Consider the following 17809-nt stretch of genomic DNA (forward strand, 5'->3'; position numbering starts at 1 on the left):
GGAGTTGTGCGTGGGTGCGTGGGTGCGTGGGTGCGTGGGTGCGTGGGTGCGTGGGTGCGTGGGTGCGTGGGTGCGTGGGCGCGGGCTGAGCGGGGCAAGGGCTTCGTCGCCGTCAACAACGGCGACGGCGACGGCGACGGGACCACGGTCGCGGACGACCGCACGGCGACGATCACGGTCCCGGCCCACGGGGCGGTGGCGCCGCACACGCAGGCGGCCTCCCGCGGACGGCGGAGCGGGGCCCGGCGCTCATCAGCGGCCGGGCCCCGCTCCCGTATCTCTCCCGCGCCCGAACCGGCTACGGGAAGTTCACGACCTGGGAGGGGATCGTGTCCGGGCCGGACGTGGGGGACCCGACGTCGTTGATCACGTGCTCGTACTGGCCGTTGCCGCCGAGCGAGACGACGATCAGGCTGTGGAACTTCACGCCGGGCTTCACCGGCGCCTCGAAGCCGTGTTCCTGGATGATCGTCGGGTCGACGTTGTAGTAGCAGTAGCTGCCCATGCCCCAGCCCTCGTGCTGTTCCACCGACTCGTCGACGCGGTAGGCGGCGTAGCCCTTCGTGTCGCCGTTCTGGATCGCCTCCTGGTTCGGGGCGTCGTAGGCCTTCTCGTTCTGGAAGAAGATCGTGCGTCCGCGTTCGCCGTACCACTCCACGTCGTACTTGTTGAAGTGCTCGACGAACAGGCCGGTGGCCAGCACGTCGTCGCCGTTCACGCGCACGCCGTAGTCGGCCCGGTTGGTCTCCCAGCCCCAGCCCTCACCGTGGTCGGCACGCCAGACCCAGGTGTGGTCGATGATCGTGTCGTCGCTGTTGACGACGATGCTCGTGGTCGCCTTGCCGGGACCCGCGCCGCCGATCCGCACGAACACGTCCTGGAGCGAGGTCGGGTTCGCCGAGTGGTCCGCCGAGGCGTTCTCGGGGCCGACCTCGATCAGCGTCTTCGAGTTCACCGGACCCGCGTCGACCAGAAGGCCCGCGAGCTTCACGCCGGACACGTCACCGACCTTGATCGCGGTCACCCCGTTGTCCGGGATGATCGTGGCCAGCCCGAGGCCGAGGGCCACGGTGTCCGCACGGTCGATCGTGATCGTCTCGTCGATGTGGTAGACGCCGGGAGTGAACAGCAGGTGCAGGCCCTGCTCCACGGCCGCGTTGATGGTGGCGGCGTCCGCCCCCTCCTTCACGACGTAGAACTGTTCCAGCGGGATCGACTCGCCGGCCGGCGTACCGTCGGCCCACGAGACGCCGCGCGCGTTCTCGCGCTTCTCCGGGACGAAGACCTTGTAGTCGGCGCCGTCCAGGTAGAGGAAGGGCTTCTCGCGCGAGACGGGTGTGGTGTCGAGGGTGGTGTAGGGCGGCTCGGGGAAGCTGTTGGCCGGTGCGCCCTCGACGCCCGAGAACGTCATGTTCCAGACACCGTTGACCCAGCCGCCGACCGAGCTGTCACGGGTGTACCACTGCTGCTGGGAGTAGGGCCCGACCTCGCCGTCGATCTTGCTGTCGGCGATGTAGCCGCCGCTCGCCCAGCCGTAGCCGTCGGGTGCCAGGTTGAGGCCGCCCTTGACGTGCATCCGGCGGAACGGGGCCGCCTGGGAGACCGCCCAGCGGTTGGTGCCGGAGACCGGGTTGAGGGTCAGGTTCTCCGCCGAACGCCAGAAGTTCTGGGTGGCGTTGCCGTCGAACCAGCCCGCGTCGACCGTCACGTCTCCGTTGAACGTGGTGTCGTTCGGGTTGAGGCCGAGACCCGCGATCTGCGTGTAGAAGCCGATCTGCGCGTTGATGTCGTCGTACGTGCCCGGCTTGAACATCAGCGCGTGCCGGTCGAGTCCGAACTGCGCGGACTCCTGCTTCTTGAAGATCGCGTCGACCTTGCCCTGGATGTCGGGCGTCGACGGGTCGAAGACATGGACGTTCGGACCGAGGTCGCCGCCGCCCGGCACGGCCCGGGCCTCCTCGCCGAAGGCGGTCTGCGCGGTCGGTACGGACATGAGCATCGCCACGGCGAGCGCGGCGAATCCGAGGGCCCGGGTGCGGCGGCGGGGGCGTGGTGCGGTGGGGGGAGCATGCATGAGGTACGTCTCCTGGGTCGTGGTACGCGTGCACGACGAACGGACGAGAGAGCCATGGGGGGAGGTGCTGGGAGAGCGCTCTCTCGTTACGGTGATGTTTCCCTTGTGGGCCTGTACGCGTCAAGAGGTGTGCATCAGGAGCCTCGGGGGACGCCCCTGAATCCAACAACTGGCGTTCGGCGGTGGGAAATCGCTGGTTCGGGTGCGCCGCGGGCGGTCGCCGCTTCAGAACCTGACGTCGCGCCCGGTCGCCGGGGTGGACAGGCGGGGGCGCCGCACGCGGGGGACCATGGGGTCATGAGTTCCCCCGCCGGTCCGGAACGCCCGCCCCGTGCAGCCGACCGGATCAAGGTCTGGTTCCGCCCGGCCCCGCGCGAGGGCCGGCCGCCCTACGACACCGAGGGGTTGTGGGCGACGCGCCTCGGCCCGGACACCGCGCGGGTGGACAACGCACCCTTCCTCCAGGACGGGGTCGCCGAGGGCGAGACCGTGCGGTTCCGCACGGACGCGGACGGGGTCCACTGGGCCGTCGGCCGCGCGGCCGGCTCGGGCAACTGCACCGTACGGGTGCTGCCGTTGCCGGACGGGCCGCTCGGGCGCGACGCCGGGGCCGTGCACGAGCGGCTCGCCGCCTACGGGCTCACCGGCGAGGTCTTCAGCGCCGACTTCCCGCTGATCGCCCTGACCGTGCCGGGCGGCGCTGACCTGCGCGGGGTGAAGGAACTGCTCGCCCGGGGCCGGGACGAGGGCTGGTGGCACTTCGAGGTCAGTTGCGTCACCGACGCCTGGCGGGCGGCGTAAGGCCGTTCCGGGTCACGCCTCCGCCTCGCCGATCCTGCGGATCACCCGGGCCGGGTTGCCGACCGCCACCACGTTGGCCGGCAGGTCCTTCGTGACGACGGCTCCCGCCCCGACCACGGTGTTCTCGCCGATGGCCACTCCGGGGCAGACGATCACCCCGCCGCCCAGCCAGACGTTGTCACCGATGGTGATCGGCTGCGCGGCCTCCCACTTGGCGCGGCGCTGCTCGGGGTCGATGGGGTGGGTCGGGGTGAGCAGCTGGACGTTCGGGCCCATCTGGACGTCCGCGCCGACGGTGATCCGGGCGACGTCCAGGAGGACCGCGCCGAAGTTGATGAACGTCCCGCGGCCGAGGGTGATCTGGTAGCCGTAGTCGACCCGCAGCGGCGGCCGGACCTCCACGTCCTCGCCCAGCTCGCCGATGAGCTCGGCGAGGACGGCGCGCCGGGCCTCGGGGTCGGCGGCCGAGGTGGCGTTGAAGCGTTCGCTCAGCACGGCCGCGTGCCGCGCCTCCGCCGCCAGTTCGGGGTCGTCGGCGATGTAGAGCTCGCCCGAGAGCATGGCTTCCTTCTGGCTGCGGCTGGTCTCGTCGCTCATGTGGTCTCTTCCGGTGCGGGGTGTGGGGCGGGGCCTGTGCGGGACGCTCGCGGTGATCCGTCCGCTCCGAGCAGTCTGCCCCCGTCGGCGCCGACCGGGGTACGCAGCCCCGGCGCCAGCGCCAGCGTCACCGCCACCGAGAGCCCCGCCACCGCCGCCATGCCCGTGCTGGGGGAGGTCAGCTGGGCGATGCCGCCCGCCACGGCCGCCCCCACTCCCTGCATCGCGAGCATCCCCGAGGAGCCGAGCCCGAGCGCCTGGCCGCTCAGCTCCTGCGGGGTGAGGGCCATCAGCCGCTCCTGGAGCAGCAGACTCGCGGCGAAGCCCACGCTCGCCAGGACGACCACCGCCAGCGCGAGGGGCAGCCCCGGGCGCAGTGCGAAGATCAGATAGGGCGCGGCGAGCAGCAGCCGGAGCGGGGCCCCGAGCCGCACCCGCCACCGGGCCGTGACGAACCGCCCGACCAGTGCGTCCCCGGCCAGCATGCCCAGGGCCCCGCCGGCGAAGAGGAGCCCGGCGTGCCCGGGCGCGTACGCGACGTACAGGGACTCGGCCCCGACGACGAGCCCGTTGGGCACCCACAGCGCGAGGAACACGTAGCGGCGGGGCGTGGACGACCAGAGCAGCGCGTTGGTCCGCCGCGTCTCCCGGACCGACGGGCGGCCGGTGGCCCGGGGCGGCCGGGCGGTCAGTCCGAAGCGGGTCACGGCCGCCGCGACGGCGTAGAGACCGGCCCCGATCAGCAGCGTGCCGCGCGCCGAGAACACCGTCACCAGCAGCCCGCCCACCGCGAACCCGCAGATCTGCATCGCGCCGCCGGTCATGTTCAGCACGGAGCGGCCGAGCAGGAACCCCTCGCGCGGAACGATCTCGTTGAGCAGCCCGTACCGTATGCCCCCGCCCGGTGACGAGGCCGCGCCCACCGCCAGCAGGACGGCGAACACGGCCCACAGCGGCAGGCCGGGGACCGCCTGGACGCAGGCGGCCCCGGCGGAGAACAGGGCCAGGGCGGTCAGCGCGGCGCGCGGCGGCAGCCGGTCCGCCGCCGACAGCAGGGTGAGCGCCCCGGCCACCTGGGCGAGCGACGGGCCGAACATCGCCAGGGCGGAGAGCAGGGGTGAGCCCGTCCGCGTGTACACGAGGGTGCCCAGCGCCAGGCCGGTCGCGGTCTGGGCGGCCGTCTGCACGGAGACGGCGGTGAAGAAGGGGGAGAACTGCGGGGTCCGGAACAGTTCGCGGTAGGTGCGCATGGGGTGGAGTCTCCGGACCCGGTCGCCGGGACCGTTACTGTTTCGCGCGGACGCGAAAGCCCGGAGGGGAGCGGGAGCCCGGACGAAGGCGAAAGCCCGGAGGGGAGCGGGAGCCCGGGCGGATACGTGAGCCCGGACGGAACGGATACGGAAGCGCGGACGGTTGCGAGAGCCCCGGACGGGCGGGGCGGCGGTTCGGCCCAGTGCCGGGACAACGGGCCGGAGCGGCCTGAGGACAGAGGACAGCAGCGGCCGGCGGGTCCGGCGGGCGACGGAGAGCGGCCGGAGGGGCCGACGGGTCCGGGCGGCGACGGAGAGCGGGCGGTGGGGCGTGGGCTGGTGGCAGGTCGGTGCGGACACGCTCGCGGACAGCCGGTTCGTCGTCTCGCCCCTCGCGGAGGCCGTCGCCGGTCTGCTGGTCCTGGAGCGGGCCACCGCCGCGCACCCCGGTGAGCGCGCCTGGCTGGAGAGCCGGCTGCCCGCGTACCGGCGGTGGAAGGCGGGCCATCCGGTCTCCGCGCTGGTGATCGGCGCCGCCCTCGCACCTCGATGGATCGCCGACTTCCTCGTCCCCGCGCCGGTCCCCGCCCCGCCCGGACAGGCCCCGCCCTCCTTCGCCGACGAACTGGCGCGGGTCCGGGCCACCCCGCCCGGCCGGGCCCGCGCCGACCTGGCCGAGGCGGCCGGGCGCGGGCCGCTGCCCGCCGCGCTGGACCGGGACGACCTGGCCGAACGGGCCGCCGACGCCGTGGAGTGGGTCTGGACCCACACCGTGCTGCCCGATTGGCCGCGCCGTCGGCGGCTCCTGGAAGCCGATGTGGTCGCCCGCTCTGCCCAGTTGGGCCGGGGCGGCTGGGCCGAAGCGGTGAACGGCATGCGCCCCGGGGTCCGCTGGCTGGGCGGCAGCCGGCTCCAGATCAACACCCACGACCACCCGCCCCGCGAACTGGGCGTCGCCCAACTGCTGTTCGTGCCCGTGACGCCGTACCAGTCCTGGGTCTGCTGGGACATCCCCCGCCGGTACGGGCTGGTGTACCCGTGTTCCGGCGCGCTCACCGAGGCCGGAAGCCGCCCCGTGCCCGCCGCCCTGGGGGCGCTGATCGGGCCGGCGCGCGCGGCCGTCCTGCTGCTGCTCGCCTCCCCGCTCAGCACGACGCAGCTTGTTGCGCTGACCGGCCAGGGGCTGGGCTCGGTGGGCCGCCATCTGCGGGTCCTGCTGGACGCGGGACTGGTCCGCCGCCGCCGCGCGGGCCGCTCCGTGCTCTATTTCCGCACGGAGGCGGGGGACGTCCTGGCCGGCTGCGGGGACTGACGCGGACGTCCGACGGGCTGCCGGGACCGACCCGGACGTGCGGACGGGACCGACACCGACGTCCCGGTGCGCGGTGCGCGGTGCGGGCCGAGCCGGACCGCGTGGTGCGCGGAGCCGGCCGAGGCGGACTTCCTGGCGCGCGGGGAGGCTGAGGAGAGGACGAGTGCGCTCCCCGCACGCCCCCACGCGCCCCCCGGCCGCACCCGCCCCGGGCTGGGCGGCAAGCCAATACCCATCAGTACGGCGTGCACTCCGCATGGTTGGCGCGCATGTACGAGTCGTGACAACAGTGACTATGGGCACCGCTCATCGTTATGACAATTTCTCTCTCGCCGCGAAAGAACCGAGCGAGGGGACCGTGCGTGAATCCGGAGTACGCCGCGTACTGTCAGGCGGACCGCCGCTTCTACGACGCACCCCACCGCTCCCTCGGACCGGACGGAGCCGCCGACGAGGAGCGCTCGTACTACGCGCCGCTCCGCGCCGCCGTACCCGCCGGGTGGACGCGCACCCGGCGCGGTGACTGGCTCTCGTACAGCCCCGACGGGCTGCGGCTGCCGCCCCAGGGCTGGAAGATCCACGTCTCGGCCGCCCTCGACAACGCCGTCTCCGTGCTGGAGCGGGTCGTCGCCCACTGTCTCGAACACCGGCTGGCCTTCAAGTGCGTTCCCAGCGCGGGGCTGCTGGCCCTGCGGAACGCCAAGTACGCGGACCGGGCCGGCAGCGGGAAGTTCATCACGGTCTACCCGCCGTCCGACGAGGCGTTCCCCGAGGTGTGCGGCGCCCTGATGACGCTGCTGGAGGGCGAGCACGGCCCGTACATCCTGAGCGACCTGCGGTGCGGAGACGGGCCCGTGCACACCCGGTACGGGGCGTTCGCCGCCCGCTTCTGCTCCGGCCCGGACGGGCGGCCCGTGCCCGCCGTCGCCGACCCGCAGGGCCGGCTCGTCCCGGACGACCGGGGCCCCGCCTTCCGCGTCCCCTCCTGGGTGACCCCGCCCGGCTTCCTGACGCCGCACCTCGAAGCCCGCGCCGCCGTGGGCCTCGCGGACCTCCCGTACACCGTGGAGAAGGCGCTGCACTTCTCCAACGGCGGCGGCGTCTACCTCGGCCGCGACACCCGCACCGGCGAACAGGTCGTCCTCAAGGAGGCGCGGCCCCACGCCGGTCTGGCCGCCGACGGGGCGGACGCCGTGGCCCGGCTGGAGCGCGAACGGACCGCCCTGGAGCAGCTGGCGGGGCTGGACTGCGTGCCCGCGGTCCGCGACGCGTTCGAGGTCGGCGACCACCGCTTCCTGGTCCTCCAGTACATACCCGGCACCACCCTCAACACCGTCTTCGCCCGCCGCTTCCCGCTCGCCCGGCAGCATCCGTCACCCGAACTGCTCGCCGAACACGCGGCCTGGGCGGCGGAGTTGTACGGAAAGGTCGAGCGCGCCGTCGAGGCGGTGCACGGCCGGGGCATCGTCATCAGCGACCTGCACATGAGCAACGTCATGGTCGACGAGGAGAACGCGCGGATCGTCCTGCTCGACTTCGAGGCGGCCTCCCCGGCCGCCGAACGCCGCCGCCAGATCGTCGCCAACCCGGCCTTCGTCGCCCCGCCCGACCGGCGCGGCGCCGACATCGACCGCTATGCGCTGGCCTGTCTCCGGCTCGCCCTGTACCTGCCGCTCACCACCCTGTTCGGCATCGACCGCGCCAAGGCCGCCGGCCTCGCCCGGGACATCGCCCGCGTCTTCCCGGTCGACGAGGAGACGCTGCGGCCCGCGGTCGCGGAGATCCTGCGCGACACGGGGCGGCCCGGGGCCGGCGCCGCCGCTCCCGCCGACCTTCCCGACCCCGGCGACTGGCCGCGCAGCCGTGACGCCATGGTCCGGGCCATCACCGCCGCCGCCACGCCGGAGCGCGAGGACCGCTGCTTCCCCGGGGACATCGCCCAGTTCGCCACGGCCACCGGCGGCCACTCCTTCGCGTACGGGACCGCCGGCGTGCTCTACGCCCTCCACGAGACGGGCGCCCCGCCGTGCGAGGAGGCCGAGGACCGGCTCCTGCGGCACGCCAAGGACCCGGCGTCCGGCAGCCCCCTCGGCTTCTACGACGGGCTCACCGGCATCGCCTGGACCCTGCACCGGATCGGCCGCACCGCCGAGGCCGCCGACCTCCTCCGGATCATCCTCGACCAACCGCTGGAGGGCCTCGCGCCCGGCCTCCACAACGGGTACGCGGGCATCGGCCTCGCCCTCGACGACCTGGCCCGCACCGCCTCCGCCACCGACGCTCCCGCGCTGTCCGCCGCGGCGGCCCGCTGCACCGCGCTCGCTGTCCGGGCGCTCGTCGACGGACCGCCCTCGCCCCGCACCGGGCTGCTGCACGGCGCGAGCGGCATCGCCCTGCTCCTGGTCCGCCGGTACGCGACCACCGGGGACCCCGCCCTCCTCGATCTGGCGGCCACCGCGCTCCGCCGCGACCTGGCCCGCTGCCGGCCCGGCGACGAGGGCGAGCTCCTCGTCGTCGAGGGCAAGCGGCTCATGCCGTACCTCGGTTCGGGCAGCGCCGGCATCGCGGCCGTCATCGACGCCTACCTGGCCCACCGCCCGGATTCCGGCCTCGAAGCGGCCGGCCGCGCCCTCCTGCCCGCCGCGCTCTCCGCCTTCTACGTCCAGCCCGGGCTGCTCCGGGGCTCCGCCGGGCTCCTGCTGCACCTCGCGGCCACCCCGCTGTGCGACGAGGCCGACCGACGGCGCGCCATCGCCCGCCACACCGACCTGCTGGGCAGCCACGCCCTCCCGCACGGAGGCGGACTCGCCTTCCCGGGCGAGCAGTTGATGCGCCTGTCGATGGACCTGGCCACCGGGACCGCCGGCGCCCTCCTCGCCCTGGGCGCCGCGCTCGGCGGCACCACCGGACTTCCCTTCCTGGCCGCCGCCCCGGCGGCGCGCCCCGGCCGCGCGAGCGGCCCCACGGACCGGCCCCACCAGGGGTCGTAGCAACACACCGTTCAGTACCACTACGTCCCCGAAAGGACATCATCATGGCGCTTCTCGACCTTCAGGCGATGGACACCCCGGCCGAGGACTCCTTCGGCGAGCTCGCCACGGGCAGCCAGGTCTCGCTGCTGGTCTGTGAGTACAGCTCGCTCAGCGTGGTCCTCTGCACCCCGTGACCCGCACCGGCCGGCCCATCGGTGTTCCGCACCGGTGGGCCGGCCGGCCCACGTGCACCCAGAAAGGGCCACCCCGTGCGGCTGCACCCACGCCCGGGCACGGAGTCCGGCACCCGGCGGCTCGCCCGGCAGCACCCGGCGGCCCTCCTCGGGCTCCTCCTCTGCTCCACCGGCGGGGCGCTCGCCGCCCTCGCCCTGCCCGCCGCCCTCGGCCACACCGTCGACCTGCTCATCGCCGGCGGCCCCGTGCCCTGGCCGGGCCTGCTGCTCTGCGCGGCACTGATCCTCGCCGAGACCGCGTTCGACGCGACGGCCGCCGTGACCGGCACGACCACCACCGCCCGGCTCACCGCGTCGCTGCGCACCCGCACCGCCGCCCGGGTCCTGGCCGCCGAACCCCGCCGCGCCCTGGCCCTGCCCACCGGCGACCTCACCGCCCGGCTCACCGCCCGCACCGCCGACGCCGCCGCCGCTCCCGTCACCGCCGCCGGAGCCGTCTCCGGCGTCCTGCTCCCGCTCGGCGCGATCGCCGGCCTCCTCCTCATCGACGTCTGGACGGCCGCCGCCCTCCTTCTCGGCGCCCCCCTCCTCGTGGCGCTGCTGCGCGCCTTCACCCGCAGGACCGCCGACGCCGGGGCCGACTACCAGCGCGCCCAGTCGCTCATCGCCCACCGGCTCACCGAGGCCCTCGACGGCGCCGACACCATCCGCGCCGCCCGCACCGGAGCCCGCGAGCACCGCCGCGTCCTGGAACCCCTGACCGCGCTCGCCGAACACGGCAGGCGCACCTGGTCGGTGTACGGGCGGGCGGTCGGCCGCAGCGGGCTGCTGCTGCCCCTGCTCATGCTGCTGGTCCTCGCGGTCGCCGGCCTCCGGCTCGGCGCGGGTGCGATCGGTGTCGGCGACCTGGTCGCCGCCTCCCGCTACGCGAGCCTCGCCGTCGGCATCGGCGCCCTCACCGGCGCGCTCGGCGCCCTCGCCCGCAGCCGAGCCGCCGCCCGGAGCCTGGACCCCCTCCTGGCCCTTCCCCCGCTGCCGCACCGCGGCCTGGGCCCGGCGCCCGACGCACCCGGGCACCTCGAACTCCGGGACGTCGGCGTCGAACAGGACGGCGGCCGGCTGCTGACCGGCGTCGATCTGACCGTCCCCGGCGGCACCTCCCTGGCGGTCGTCGGGCGCTCCGGCTCCGGTAAGTCGGTGCTGGCCGCGGTCGCCGGGCGGCTGCTCGACCCGGACACCGGAAGCGTGCTGCTGGACGGCGTCCCGATGGACGGCATGGAACCGGACCGGCTGCGCCGCGAGGTGGCGTACGCCTTCGCCCGCCCCGCCCTCCCCGGCACCACCGTCGAGGACACGATCGCCTACGGGCCCTGGACCGCCTCGCCCGAGGCCGTACGGGACGCCGCCCGCGCGGCCCGCGCCGACGGGTTCCTCGCCCTGCTCCCGTACGGCTACGCCACCCCGCTCGCCGACGCCCCGCTCTCCGGCGGCGAACGCCAACGCCTCGGCCTGGCACGCGCGTTCGCCCACCCCGGCCGTCTGATGATCCTCGACGACGCGCTGTCCAGCCTCGACACCGTGACCGAGCACCACGTCCGGCGCGCGCTCGACGCGCGGGCGGGGCACTGCACCCGGATCGTCGTCGCCCACCGGCTGTCCTCGGCCGCGCGGGCGGACCGGGTCGCCTGGCTGGAGGACGGCCGGATCCGTGCGACGGGCCGCCACGAGGAACTCTGGGCGGACCCGGACTACCGGGCGGTCTTCCGCACGGAGGCCACCCGCGCCGAGGGCCCCGCGCCCGCCGGGAACCCCGCGCCCGCCGGGAATCCCGCGCCCGCCGGGAATCCCGCGCCCGCCGACGAGGCAGCACCCCCCGAGAACCCCGCGCCATCCGACGACGCAGCGCCCGCCGCAGGCTCCGCGCCCACCGAAATCGCGGCGCCGGCGAGCCGTACGACGGTGACGCCCGCCGCCGGAGCGGAGGCGCGGTGAAGGCCGGCCGAGCCCCCGGGCGCGACGAGCAGGCCCCCGGCGCACGCCCCCGGCAGGCCGGGCAGCGGCACGACGCACGCCCCGCGCGCGACGGCAAGCGGCACGGCGCGCGCGGCCGGCGCGACACCTCGCTGCGGCGGGTCGGCCGGGAGGCCCGGCCCTTCCTGCGGGCCCGGACCGGTGCGATCCTGCGGCTGGCCGGCTGGTCCCTGCTGGAGTTCGCCCAGACCTTCCTCGGCGGCTTCGGGGTTGCCCGCGCGCTCGACGACGGCTTCCTCGCCGGCCGCCCCACGACCGGCCTCCTCTGGCTGGCCGTCGCCGCCGCCGCCGTGCTGCCGTCCGTGCCCGCCGCCCGCGGAGTGTTCGGCCGGCTCGCGGACCTGGTGGAGCCACTGCGCGACGGACTGGTCCGGCGCGCCGTGTCCCGGGCGCTCTCCGGGGCGCTCGACCGGGCCGGCGACGTCAGCACCCGGTCCCTGTCGCAGGTCACCCATCAGAGCGAGATCGCCCGCGACGGCTGGGCCGGACTCGTCCTGACCCTGCGCTCGTTCGTGTTCACGGCGGCCGGGGCCGTCACCGGTCTGCTGGCCCTCTCGCCCGCCCTCCTCCTGATCGTCCTGCCCCCGCTGCTCCTCGGGGCCGCCCTGTTCCTCGCCACCCTGCCGCCGATGGCCGCCCGCCAGCGCGACTACCTCGCCGCCGACGAGGCGTACGCCGCCCACGCGGGCCGGCTCGCCGCCTCCGTACGCGACATCGCCGCCGCCGGGGCCGCCGAGCGGACGGTGACCGAGTCCCGGACCCTCGCCGAGGAGCAGCTGGCCGCCTCCCGCTCGCTGGCCCGCTGGTCGGGCGTCCGGGTGCTGGCCCTCGCCGTCTGCGGCCGGTTTCCGCCGCTCCTGCTGCTCCTGGGCGCGCCCTGGCTGCTGCGGAACGGGCTCACGCCGGGCGCGCTGGTGGGGGCGCTGACCTACCTCACCCAGGCGCTCGCGCCCGCCGTGCAGGCGCTGATGACCATGCTCGGCACCGCCGGGGGCCGGCTCGTCGTGGTCCTGGACCGGTTCACCGACGCCCCGCCGCCGCCCGCCGACGACCCGCCGCCCGCCCGGGAGGCAGCCCCGCCGCACCGCGGAACCCCGGTCGCCGAACTCCACGAGGTCAGCTTCGCGTACGGACCGGGCGCCCAACCCGTCCTGGACCGGCTCTCCCTGACGATCGAGGCGGGGGAGCACCTCGCGGTCGTCGGCCCGAGCGGCAGCGGGAAATCGACCCTCGCCGCCGTCCTCGCCGGGACCGAGCGGCCCACCGGGGGAGCGGTGCGCTGGCGGGGGCGGCCGGTGCGCCCGGCCGACGCCACCGCCGTACGCGTCCTGCTGCCCCAGCACGCCTACGTGTTCAGCGGCTCGCTGCGGGACAACCTCCGCTACCACCGCCCCGGTGCCCGTGACCGGGAGATCGCGGCCATGGCGGACACGCTCGGCCTGGACCCGCTGCTCTCCCGGCTCGGCTCCCTGGACGCGGCCGTCGAACCGGACCGGCTCTCCCAGGGCGAACGGCAGCTGATCGCCCTGGGCCGGGCCTACCTCGCCGCCCCGCCGCTGCTGATCCTCGACGAGGCGACCAGCCGGCTCGATCCGGCCGCCGAGACCCGCGTCGAGCACGCCTTCGGGGCACTGCCGGGCGCGCTCGTCGTCGTCGCCCACCGGCTCAGCTCGGCCCGCCGCGCCGGACGGACCCTGGTGATGGACGGCCCGCGCACCCAGTGCGGCACCCACGGTGAACTCCTGGACTCCTGCGCCCTGTACCGGGACCTGGCCGGCCTCTGGGAGCCGGCGGACGGAAGGGGCGAGGGGAGCGGAAGACGGGAGGGGAACGGCAGGGGGGCGGAGCGCGGAAGGGGGTAGGAGCAGGGAGGAGGGGAGCAGTGGGGGCGGGGAGGAGCGGCGTCAGATCCAGCCCGCTTCCTTCGCCCGTCTGATCGCGTCCAGCCGATTGCGAGCCCCGGACTTCCGTATGGCGGCGGCCAGATAGTTGCGGACCGTCCCCGGCGTCAGGTGCAGCCGGCCGGCGATCCCGGCCACGGTGTCGCCCCCCTCGGCCATCGAGAGCACACTCAGTTCCCGCGGCGATAAGGGCATGTCGGCCACCTGGAGGAGGCTGAAGGCCAGCGACTCGTCGATGTGCCGTCCCCCGTCCGCCAGTTTGTGCATGACCTCGGACAGGTCGTCGACCGGCCGGTACTTGTCGATGTAGCCGAGCGCTCCCGCCTCGTACGCCCGCCGCAGACCGCTCGGCCGGTCGCTGCGCGTGAGGACGGCGAGCGGACACGGTCCGCCGTGCGGTGCGGTCACGGTCTTCACCTCGTCGAGGACGTCCAGTGCGCCCGGACAGTCGAGGTCGGTGAGGAGCACATCGGGACTCGGCCCGCTCAGCGCGGCGCGTATCGCCCCGTGTTCGGCGGTGCGGACGTCTATGCCCCGCCCCGTGCCGAGGAGCGACGCCAGCGACGCGCGCCACAACGGCACGGTGTGGACCAGCAGCACGGTAGTCATCAGTCTGCCCTCAGCTTTTCTCTTCCGGCCCGCCCGACGCGGAAGGCGACGGGCTGTACGCATCCGGTGACGGGTATCCAGTTGAGCGCATGGACATTCGCGTACGCCGACAAACGGGCCGAATACCGCTCCCGTTGGGCGCGGAAGGGGGCGTTCGGATGTAAATCGGGAGCGCACATCGCTCACGGACCCATCCGTCTCGCCACTCCCTGGGCACCGGCAGGGCGGCAGCGGGCGTCGACGGGGTGGATTCCGGCCGCGATCCCGCAGGACGGCCGGTTCAGTTCAGCAGGGCGCGCGCGGCGTGAGCCTTGCGCCGGACGTTCTCGGCCGTCGTCGGTTCGATGCCGTCGAGGACCGCCGCATACTCCTCCATCTCCGCGGCCCCGCGCAGGAAGTCACCGCGCTGGACCAGGAGCTGGGCGCGCTCGAAGCGGAGCCTGGCCGGATGCGAGGGCAGCAGCAGCGACAGCTCCACCGCCCACAGGGCCACATCCGTGCGCTCGGGCCGCGCCGCCGCCCACGCCCGGACGTTGTTCAGGATCCGCAGCACGATCTCCAGGGGCCGCGCGGGCGTCATCATCGACGGCTCCAGGGCCGCCCCGGTGACCCCGGTGACCAGCAGCTCGGCGTCCTGACCGGTCAGCGGCGCGCCCCCGGCGAACGGGTCGGCCAGTACCGGGTGGTCCCGATCGCCGAAACCGACCACGAAGTGACCGGGCAGCGCCACCCCGTACACCGGTGCGCCCGCCCGCCTGGCGACCTCGATCCAGACGACCGACAACAGGATCGGCAGGCCCCTGCGGCGGCGCAGCACCTGCTGGAGCAGCGAGGAGTCCAGCCGCTGGTAGTCGACGGACGAGCCGCCGAAGCCACAGCGTCCGCCCAGCAGTCCGGCCAGGGCCGAGGCCCAGGCGGCGGGGGAGCGGGAGCCGTACGGCAGCAGCCCGGCCAGCCGGTCCAGCTCGATCAGGGCGGCGTCGATGCCGTACGGGTCGGGGACGGCCTCCCCCGGAACCACCGGGCGGACCTCGGCGGGGCCCACCGGTCCGGCCTCCGCGCCCAGCAGCAGACAGAGGAGGGCGAGGTCCGGCCGCTCGGACCGGGCCTCCTCGGCGAACTGCCGCCGCCGCTCGGCCGTTCCGGAATCCAGCGCGCTCATATGCGACCCATGTTCCTGTCCCCGCTCACGTGCGTCGATCCGCCGGAGGGCCCGGCGCGGAGCCACCGGCGTCCGTCACGCCGAGCGGTAGTGGTGGTAGCGGTGGTGGGCCGCGAAGCCCATGCCGTCGTAGAGTGCCCGCGCCCCCGCGTTGTCCTCCTCGACCTGGAGCCAGGCCGCCGAGGCGCCCTCGTCCAGCGCGCGGCGCGCCAGCGCGGCCATCACGGCGGTGGCGAGCCCGCGCCGCCGGTGCTCCGGAGCGACCTCGACGGCCATGAAGCCGGCCCACCGACCGTCCACGACGCACCGCCCGATCGCGGCGGGCGGGGCGGCCGGATCCGCGTCCGGGGCCCCCGCCTCCCCCGGCACCGTGGCGAACCAGACCGAAGGACCGCTGCCCAACACCCGCAGCACGTGGGGGCCGGGGGTCGAGAAACGCTGGTAGCGGGCGAGCCAGGCCGCGTCCGGTTCGCGGGTCAGACGCACCGCCGCCACCTCCGCCCGAAGGTCACCGACCGGCGCCAGCGCGGCGATCCGCACCTCCGCCGAGACCTCGCGCCGCCAGCCGTTCCGCTCCAACTCCGCGCACAGCAGCTCCTGTGCGCCCTCGGCACCGGTCGCCGTCTGGACGTACGCGGGCAGCCCCCGCTCCTCGTACCACTCCCGGACCCGGTCGAGCGCCTCGCCGACCGGCAGCCCCGGATCGCCGAGCGGCAGCGCGGAGTTGGCGCGCCGGGTGAAGCCCCCGGCGGCGCGCAGCCGCCAGTCGCCCAGCGCTTCGCTCTCCACGGGCTGCCAGGCGCGCGCGGTGACGACGGCCAGTTCCCCGAAGGAGGCGGCGGGACCTCGGCGGCGGGCCGGGGCGGCGGGAACGACCTTGCCCGCCACCAAGGAGGATTCCACGATGTGGACGGATTCCCCGCTCTTTCGTGTGATCGAGAGCACATCGTTGTTCCATGATGTGAGCACCCCGACGACGTCGGTGAACTGCGCGCCCGTGCCACCGCTCTCCGTCCGGCGGCGAACGGACACGCGTTTGCCCACGTCAGCGGGGGTAATGCTGACTTCCAGCCGTCCGCCGATGGTGAATTCCACAGCTCTGTCCGCCCCTCCTGTTCGGATCGTGCCCAAGAACGGAGATACTAGAGGCGGGCATCGACGACGCCGCGCTCCCGCGCGAGAGCCAACGCCCTACCGAGGAGGAACGACAGCGTGACCTACGTCATCGCGCAGCCTTGTGTCGACGTGAAGGACAAGGCCTGCATCGAAGAGTGCCCCGTCGACTGCATCTACGAGGGCCAGCGGTCCTTGTACATCCACCCGGACGAGTGCGTCGACTGCGGAGCCTGTGAGCCGGTCTGCCCGGTCGAGGCGATCTTCTACGAGGACGACACTCCGGAGGAGTGGAAGGACTACTACAAGGCGAACGTCGAGTTCTTCGACGACCTCGGCTCTCCGGGCGGTGCTTCGAAGCTCGGTCTCATCGAGCGCGACCACGCGTTCGTCGCCGGACTGCCGCCGCAGAACCAGTAAGCGGCGCCACCACGCGCGCGGCCCGGTCCCGTACGGCTTGTCACCGTGCGGGACCGAGGCGTTTCCCCGTACCGCCGGGACCGTCGCGGGGCTCCCGTACCACCGGGCCCGGCCGTGCGAGGGCCGTCGCCGGGTCCCGGCCCCGCCGGGCCCCCGCCGCGCGTCCGTTTTGCCGCCCGCACGAGAACACCCGAGAAAGCAGAGCTCCGTGTCCGCAGTCTCCTCCCGCCTCCCGGTCTTCCCCTGGGACAAGCTCGCGCCCTACAAGTCGACGGCCCAGGCCCACCCCGACGGCATCGTGGACCTCTCCGTCGGCACCCCGGTCGACCCGGTCCCCGAGCTGATCCAACGGGCGCTGGTCGCCGCGGCGGACAGCCCCGGCTATCCCACGGTGTGGGGGACCGAGGCCCTGCGGGACGCGCTCACCGGCTGGGTGGAGCGCCGCCTCGGCGCGGTCGGCGTGACCCACGCCCATGTGCTGCCGGTCGTCGGATCCAAGGAGTTGGTGGCCTGGCTGCCGACCCAGCTCGGACTGGGCGCGGGCGACCGGGTGGCCTACCCCCGGCTCGCCTACCCGACGTACGAGGTCGGCGCCCGGCTCTGCGGGGCGGAGCCCGTCGTCTACGACGACCCGACCGAGCTGGACCCGGCGGGGCTGAAGCTGCTCTGGCTGAACTCGCCCTCCAACCCGACCGGCAAGGTGCTGCCCAAGGACGAGCTGACCCGGATCGTCGCCTGGGCGCGCGAGCACGGCGTGCTGGTCTTCAGCGACGAGTGCTACCTGGAGCTGGGCTGGGACGCCGAGCCGGTCTCGGTGCTCCACCCGGACGTCTGCGGCGGCCACTACGACGGAATCGTCGCCGTCCACTCGCTCTCCAAGCGCTCCAACCTGGCCGGATACCGGGCCGCGTTCATCGCGGGCGACGCGGCCGTCCTGGGCGAGCTGCTGCTCATCCGCAAGCACGGCGGGATGATGACGCCCGCCCCCGTCCAGGCCGCCACCGTCGCCGCGCTCGGCGACGACGTGCACGTGTCCGAACAGCGCGCCCGCTACGCGGACCGGCGCCTCGCCCTGCGCGCGGCGCTGGAGGCGCACGGCTTCCGGATCGAGCACAGCGAGGCGAGCCTGTACCTGTGGGTGACCCGCGACGAGCCGTGCTGGGACACCGTGGCGTACCTCGCGGAGCTGGGCATCCTGGTGGCGCCCGGCGACTTCTACGGGCCGGCGGGCGCGAGCTTCGTCCGGGTGGCGTTCACCGCGACCGACGAGCGGGTGGCGGCGGCGGTCAAGCGGCTGTCCTGACCCGCCGGACACGGCCGGCGCCACCGCCCGGCGGTGCGAAGCGCGGAGGGCCTCGGGAGTGCGCACTCCC

At 74.6% G+C, this 17809-nt stretch carries 14 protein-coding genes; 8 read left to right on the forward strand and 6 right to left on the reverse strand.

Annotated elements, in window-relative coordinates; translation table 11 throughout:
• Positions 1–298: 298 nt before the first annotated feature.
• Positions 299–2074, reverse strand: a complete 1776-nt coding sequence (locus DTB53_RS18670) for a pectate lyase-like domain-containing protein (RefSeq protein WP_012379170.1) — start codon at positions 2072–2074, stop codon at positions 299–301.
• 297 nt (positions 2075–2371) lie between these two features.
• On the opposite strand from DTB53_RS18670, the gene DTB53_RS18675 reads away from it, so the two are divergent.
• Entirely contained in the window at positions 2372–2875 is a 504-nt protein-coding gene (locus DTB53_RS18675; protein ID WP_012379169.1) for a DUF4265 domain-containing protein, read from the forward strand.
• Between the two features lie 12 nt (positions 2876–2887).
• Here DTB53_RS18675 and DTB53_RS18680 read toward each other — a convergent pair whose 3' ends face one another.
• Both DTB53_RS18680 and DTB53_RS18685 read right to left on the reverse strand, forming a co-directional pair.
• A complete protein-coding gene (locus DTB53_RS18680; protein ID WP_012379168.1) occupies positions 2888–3472 on the reverse strand; it encodes a sugar O-acetyltransferase in 585 nt (194 codons plus the stop codon).
• The gene (locus DTB53_RS18685) at positions 3469–4722 is read right to left on the reverse strand and encodes an MFS transporter (protein WP_012379167.1); all 1254 of its coding nucleotides are present in this window, start codon (positions 4720–4722) and stop codon (positions 3469–3471) included. Before DTB53_RS18685 ends, DTB53_RS18680 begins: the two co-directional genes overlap by 4 nt.
• Before the next feature lie 331 nt (positions 4723–5053).
• On the opposite strand from DTB53_RS18685, the gene DTB53_RS18690 reads away from it, so the two are divergent.
• The 5 genes from DTB53_RS18690 to DTB53_RS18710 all read left to right on the forward strand — a co-directional run bounded on the left by DTB53_RS18690 (position 5054) and on the right by DTB53_RS18710 (position 13093).
• On the forward strand, positions 5054–6034 hold the full coding sequence (locus tag DTB53_RS18690) for a winged helix-turn-helix domain-containing protein (protein ID WP_012379166.1): 981 nt from the start codon (positions 5054–5056) through the stop codon (positions 6032–6034).
• 362 nt (positions 6035–6396) lie between these two features.
• Positions 6397–9024 carry a class III lanthionine synthetase LanKC gene (lanKC, locus tag DTB53_RS18695; protein WP_012379165.1) on the forward strand — a complete coding sequence of 876 codons (2628 nt, stop codon included), beginning with the start codon at positions 6397–6399 and terminating at the stop codon, positions 9022–9024.
• A gap of 44 nt (positions 9025–9068) precedes the next feature.
• Complete coding sequence (locus tag DTB53_RS18700) at positions 9069–9200, forward strand: SapB/AmfS family lanthipeptide (RefSeq protein ID WP_003966507.1); 132 nt, start codon at positions 9069–9071, stop codon at positions 9198–9200.
• A gap of 75 nt (positions 9201–9275) precedes the next feature.
• Positions 9276–11192 carry an ATP-binding cassette domain-containing protein gene (locus tag DTB53_RS18705; RefSeq protein ID WP_012379164.1) on the forward strand — a complete coding sequence of 639 codons (1917 nt, stop codon included), beginning with the start codon at positions 9276–9278 and terminating at the stop codon, positions 11190–11192.
• On the forward strand, positions 11189–13093 hold the full coding sequence (locus DTB53_RS18710; protein WP_012379163.1) for an ATP-binding cassette domain-containing protein: 1905 nt from the start codon (positions 11189–11191) through the stop codon (positions 13091–13093). The genes DTB53_RS18705 and DTB53_RS18710 overlap by 4 nt, the downstream gene beginning before the upstream one ends.
• A 42-nt stretch (positions 13094–13135) precedes the next feature.
• Here DTB53_RS18710 and DTB53_RS18715 read toward each other — a convergent pair whose 3' ends face one another.
• The 3 genes from DTB53_RS18715 to DTB53_RS18725 form a co-directional block, all read right to left on the reverse strand.
• Positions 13136–13741, reverse strand: coding sequence for a response regulator transcription factor (locus DTB53_RS18715; protein WP_003966504.1), 606 nt, complete (start codon positions 13739–13741; stop codon positions 13136–13138).
• A gap of 280 nt (positions 13742–14021) precedes the next feature.
• A complete protein-coding gene (locus DTB53_RS18720; RefSeq protein ID WP_042496195.1) occupies positions 14022–14903 on the reverse strand; it encodes a transglutaminase family protein in 882 nt (293 codons plus the stop codon).
• A 75-nt stretch (positions 14904–14978) separates the two neighbouring features.
• Complete coding sequence (locus DTB53_RS18725) at positions 14979–15998, reverse strand: GNAT family N-acetyltransferase (protein WP_012379161.1); 1020 nt, start codon at positions 15996–15998, stop codon at positions 14979–14981.
• 117 nt (positions 15999–16115) lie between these two features.
• Between DTB53_RS18725 and fdxA the strand changes: the two genes are divergently transcribed.
• Both fdxA and DTB53_RS18735 read left to right on the forward strand, forming a co-directional pair.
• Positions 16116–16436 (forward strand): ferredoxin, encoded by a 321-nt coding sequence (gene fdxA, locus DTB53_RS18730; protein ID WP_003966501.1) that lies wholly within the window; start codon positions 16116–16118, stop codon positions 16434–16436.
• A 208-nt stretch (positions 16437–16644) separates the two neighbouring features.
• Positions 16645–17739, forward strand: coding sequence for a bifunctional succinyldiaminopimelate transaminase/glutamate-prephenate aminotransferase (locus tag DTB53_RS18735; RefSeq protein WP_012379160.1), 1095 nt, complete (start codon positions 16645–16647; stop codon positions 17737–17739).
• Positions 17740–17809 lie beyond the last annotated feature (70 nt).

Origin of the sequence: Streptomyces griseus (assembly GCF_900460065.1) — a bacterium.
Lineage (GTDB): Bacteria > Actinomycetota > Actinomycetes > Streptomycetales > Streptomycetaceae > Streptomyces > Streptomyces griseus.

Excerpts from the sequence above, each read along its gene's own strand:
- DTB53_RS18670 (WP_012379170.1), bottom strand. The coding sequence starts at position 2,074 with ATGCATGCTCCCCCCACCGCACCACGCCCCCGCCGCCGCACCCGGGCC.
- DTB53_RS18675 (WP_012379169.1), top strand. The coding sequence starts at position 2,372 with ATGAGTTCCCCCGCCGGTCCGGAACGCCCGCCCCGTGCAGCCGACCGG.
- DTB53_RS18680 (WP_012379168.1), bottom strand. The coding sequence starts at position 3,472 with ATGAGCGACGAGACCAGCCGCAGCCAGAAGGAAGCCATGCTCTCGGGC.
- DTB53_RS18685 (WP_012379167.1), bottom strand. The coding sequence starts at position 4,722 with ATGCGCACCTACCGCGAACTGTTCCGGACCCCGCAGTTCTCCCCCTTC.
- DTB53_RS18700 (WP_003966507.1), top strand. The coding sequence starts at position 9,069 with ATGGCGCTTCTCGACCTTCAGGCGATGGACACCCCGGCCGAGGACTCC.
- DTB53_RS18715 (WP_003966504.1), bottom strand. The coding sequence starts at position 13,741 with ATGACTACCGTGCTGCTGGTCCACACCGTGCCGTTGTGGCGCGCGTCG.
- DTB53_RS18720 (WP_042496195.1), bottom strand. The coding sequence starts at position 14,903 with ATGAGCGCGCTGGATTCCGGAACGGCCGAGCGGCGGCGGCAGTTCGCC.